Annotated in this window: 2 protein-coding genes and 2 pseudogenes; 2 read left to right on the forward strand and 2 right to left on the reverse strand. The window is 50.6% G+C overall.

Going from position 1 to position 4,272, the window contains the following annotated elements; genetic code table 11:
• Nucleotides 1-1,418: 1,418 nt before the first annotated feature.
• Nucleotides 1,419-1,601: pseudogene (locus FTV41_RS13755) on the reverse strand (TM2 domain-containing protein); the annotation flags it as partial.
• Between FTV41_RS13755 and FTV41_RS13760 the strand changes: the two are divergent.
• Nucleotides 1,601-1,840 (forward strand): cupin domain-containing protein, encoded by a 240-nt coding sequence (locus FTV41_RS13760; protein ID WP_218945200.1) that lies wholly within the window; start codon nucleotides 1,601-1,603, stop codon nucleotides 1,838-1,840. The pseudogene FTV41_RS13755 and the gene FTV41_RS13760 sit on opposite strands and share 1 nt — an antisense overlap.
• A gap of 37 nt (nucleotides 1,841-1,877) precedes the next feature.
• Here FTV41_RS13760 and wzz(fepE) read toward each other — a convergent pair whose 3' ends face one another.
• Nucleotides 1,878-3,020 carry an LPS O-antigen length regulator Wzz(fepE) gene (wzz(fepE), locus tag FTV41_RS13765; protein WP_021544858.1) on the reverse strand — a complete coding sequence of 381 codons (1,143 nt, stop codon included), beginning with the start codon at nucleotides 3,018-3,020 and terminating at the stop codon, nucleotides 1,878-1,880.
• Between the two features lie 194 nt (nucleotides 3,021-3,214).
• Between wzz(fepE) and FTV41_RS13770 the strand changes: the two are divergent.
• Nucleotides 3,215-3,677: pseudogene (locus FTV41_RS13770) on the forward strand (transposase).
• Nucleotides 3,678-4,272: the final 595 nt, after the last annotated feature.

A 4,272-nucleotide genomic window follows, 5' to 3' on the forward strand; every position in this document is an offset into this window, starting at 1 on the left:
GTTCTCAGAGCTGCAACTCTTTGAACCGTGGTAACTGGCTTATGAGGAGCGCAGTAACCAAATCTGTTCTTTCAGTTTAGCCTTAACAGGCGCATAACTTCAAGACTAACTCCTCTAAATCAGTTACCAGTGGCTGCTGCCAGTGGCGCTTTGTCGTGTCTTTCCGGCTTGGACTCAAGTCGATAGTTACCGGAGAAGACGCAGCGGTCGGACTGAACGGGGGGTTCGTGCATACAGTCCAGCTTGGAGCGAACTGCCTACCCGGAACTGAGTGTCAGGCGTGGAATGAGATAAACGCGGCCATAACAGCGGAATGACACCGGTAAACCGAAAGGCAGGAACAGGAGAGCGCACGAGGGAGCCACCAGGGGGAAACGCCTGGTATCTTTAAGTCCTGTCGGGTTTCGCCACCACTGATTTGAGCGTCAGATTCTGTGATGCTTGTCAGGGGGGCGGAGCCTATGGAAAACCGGCAACGCCGCGGCCTTTTCTTTTGCCTCTCGATCCTCTCTCATTGCCTGTGCCTTAATGTCTCCGTTCCCTCCGCTCGCCGCAGCCGAACGACCGAGCGTAGCGAGTCAGTGAGCGAGGAAGCGGAATATCCCCGGACTTATCTTCGGCACCGTACGCGCCAGTGCTGCATTTTTTAATACGATGCAGGATAGGGCTAACGCCGCAAAGTGACGTCACCTGACGTTCCTGGATTACAAAGGTTAAAGCAGCGGACAGGAAATGTTTTGTGCCCACAGCTATGCTGGCTTATTCACAAAACAGCGGGACAAGATGTGTTTTTGGAGTACCGCCGGCCCGCTAAAGACTCCTGGTTAGCTCCCGCATGTTTGCTATCTTTTTGCTACCATTTTGCTACTTTTTTGCTATCTCCAGAGTCTTCTGGTCTTTCGGTTGCTATCCTTTTGCTACTTTTTTGCTATCAAAATGCTACCTCTCCCTTCTTGCAATAAATGACCAAGGCACGTTAGCGATGTATACATCGCCGCGCCGCAAGGGTGCCCCTTCCGAATCCCGTTCATCACTGCGTGCTGATTCATCCACGTTAAATCCGACCCCCTTAGCAATAAATCCAGCCATGCCTGACGGCCTGGCCAACGCCTCACGGCCGCACAGTAAACTGCACACCCGTGAGGCGTTATTCGTGAGGTTCAGTGGTGCTTTTGGGCGTCCAGCCGGATTTTAGCCGCTAAAATCCCGGCCATGCATGTGTGTGCATAGCCATGCAGACGCGCCAGAATCATCAGGCGCGTTTTTTCACGATATAGGCACAGGGAAGTGTCGGAAACAGGCAGGAAGACCCAGAAACGCCCTGAGAGCCTCTCAGGCGGTGCACGCAACGGATGTTATGGTAAATCTGCCTCACAGACTGGTACAAAAAAAGCCCCGCAGGGCTTTTTTGCTATGAGTTAGCCATATTTTCTTGCGAATTTTTCATCGGAATCGCATAGATAAATAATAAACTCAATAAACGCGATGATCGCGGGTATGAATGTCCAGCAAAAAATTAGATACAGGAATCCCTGTCCTATTTTACCTAAGTAAAATTTATGTACGCCAAATCCACCAAGGAAGAATGCTAAGAAAGATGATGGCGGTGGAGGTCAATTTTGAGCAGGGTGCGATTGGCCCGATGCACAATCACCCGCATGAACAGCTTACCTATGTGCTCTCCGGGGAGTTCGAGTTTACGATAGGTGAAGAAAAGCAGATCGTGACGGCGGGCGATACGCTCTATAAAGCGCCGCACGTGATGCACGGCTGCATTTGCCTGAAGCCCGGCACCCTTCTGGATACCTTTACGCCGGTGCGCGACGATTTCCTGAAATAAAAAAAGGCGCTGAATCAGCGCCTTTTTAATATCGTCGTTACTCTGTTGCTGGCGTTACGGCCGTTATCGGCTCTGGCAACGGATTACGCGAGAGCATTGCCTCACGCAGCAGCACGCTGCCGCAGGCAAACAGGCCGCCCAGAATCCCTGCCAGCAGCACAATCAGGGCTTTGCCCGGACCGTCTTTTTTCACCGGCAGTGACGGTGAAAGCTGATACCTGAAGGGTTCAAGCTTCACGTCTTCCACGGACAGTTTTTGCAACTGAGTCAGATAGTATTCACGGTTCTGGAAATCCGCATTCAGCTCGGCCACGTCCTTCAGATTCTTTTCAATCTGCAGCTTTTGCGCAATACCGTCAGCACCCAGCGCCACGGAGTAGTCAGGATCGTCTTTTACCGCCTGTCCGTTGCTGTAAACCGGCTTCTTAATGCCTGCCGCGTTCGCCACTTCCAGCGAATAGTTGAGGCGCTGCAGGTTGGTGTTGTGGATATTGGTCAGACGCACGCGATCCAGCTCCAGCTGCTGCTGAACGACTTTCGTTTTCAGCGTGATCTGGTTACGGATATTTTCCATCGTCTCCTGCTCAACAATGCGGGAGATATAGTTGATGTAACCTTCCAGAACCGTCTGCGCGTCTCCCGCCGTCGGGGCGGTAAAGCTCAGCGTCCATGAGGTATACGGCGCTTTGTCTGCGTCTTTAACCTGCGTGTTATCTGTCGCTTTCATTTTCTCAGCAATATTCACCACCGCGCGATGCAGCTCCAGCGGGTCTACCTCGGTGCCTTCCAGCTGAGACATCACGTACGGGGAGGTTTTCATGTACTCTTCGAGCAGCGACTGCGACTGAAACTTTTTGATGAACAGGTTAAACACGTCTCCACGGCTCACCTTCGCGTCGACGTCCAGCACCTGCAGCGTCACCATCATCTGGCGCAGCGTGTTCCACTGCGTCTGCTCGGCCGGCGTGATCACGGCTTTACTGGTCCATTTTTGCGGGATTAAAAACGCAATGGCCAACCCTACTACGGCGAACGCCAGGACGATCGTCACAATACGTTTTTTGGCTGCCAGAAGTACGTCTAACAACCCCAGGAGATCTATCTCTTTGGTGCTTACCGCCGGAGTGGCATAACGGGGAAAATCGAGGTCCGTGTTTTTCTTGAAATCCATCGCTGACATAACCGTTCTTCTTTTTGGAGCGCAGTAAATTTCTGCCTGATTGGTTGCAGTGGTCGGATGATACAAGAAAGTAAGAATAATCTGAACGCCAGATTGATCTATCTGTAGACCGACTATCAGATTTAGGGAAGGTGCGAACAAGTCCCTGATATGAGATCATGTTTGTCATCTGGAGCCATGGAACAGGGTTCATCATGAGTCATCAACTTACCTTCGCCGACAGTGAATTCAGCAGTAAGCGCCGTCAGACCAGAAAAGAGATTTTCTTGTCCCGCATGGAGCAGATTCTGCCATGGCAAAACATGGTGGAAGTCATCGAGCCGTTTTACCCCAAGGCTGGTAATGGCCGGCGACCTTATCCGCTGGAAACCATGCTACGCATTCACTGCATGCAGCATTGGTACAACCTGAGCGATGGCGCGATCGAAGATGCTCTGTACGAAATCGCCTCCATGCGTCTGTTTGCCCGGTTACATGAAAGCCAGCATCCGGGCCAAGGTGGAGCACCCATTTCGCATCATCAAGCGACAGTTCGGCTTCGTGAAAGCCAGATACAAGGGGTTGCTGAAAAACGATAACCAACTGGCGATGTTATTCACGCTGGCCAACCTGTTTCGGGCGGACCAAATGATACGTCAGTGGGAGAGATCTCACTAAAAACTGGGAATAACGCCTTAAATGGCGAAGAAACGGTCTAAATAGGCTGATTCAAGGCATTTACGGGAGAAAAAAATCGGCTCAAACATGAAGAAATGAAATGACTGAGTCAACCGAGAAGAATTTCCCCGCTTATTCGCACCTTCCCTAATAGCGCGGCTGCGATTCTACTTTTTTCACCTGAACCTGAAGAGGCGTTTGTGGCTCCGCAGTGTGGGCATGACTTTGCTGTTTCGTGTATTTCCTTGCCGCATCCTCGGCAGTAAACCATTGAACTCATTTTTTATCCTCGAGCTTATTTTTAGTTGGGATGCATAATATCCGATGTTTTATAACGATATGCATCCTATATGCTCGGGTGGGATAGATTTCCATTATGGTGAAGGATCTTCTTGAGATCCTTTCTGTAGCGTCGTAATCTCTTGCTCAGTAAACGAAAAAACCGCCCAGCAAGGCGGTTTTTCGAAGGTTCTCAGAGCTGCAACTCTTTGAACCGTGGTAACTGGCTTATGAGGAGCGCAGTAACCAAATCTGTTCTTTCAGTTTAGCCTTAACAGGCGCATAACTTCAAGACTAACTCCTCTAAATCAGTTAC

Origin of the sequence: Acinetobacter sp. YH16051, assembly GCF_013417135.1 — a bacterium.
GTDB lineage: Bacteria > Pseudomonadota > Gammaproteobacteria > Pseudomonadales > Moraxellaceae > Acinetobacter > Acinetobacter towneri.

What these genes read in the sequence shown, in the direction of transcription:
- FTV41_RS13760 (WP_218945200.1), top strand. Translation starts at nt 1,601, where the DNA reads ATGGCGGTGGAGGTCAATTTTGAGCAGGGTGCGATTGGCCCGATGCAC.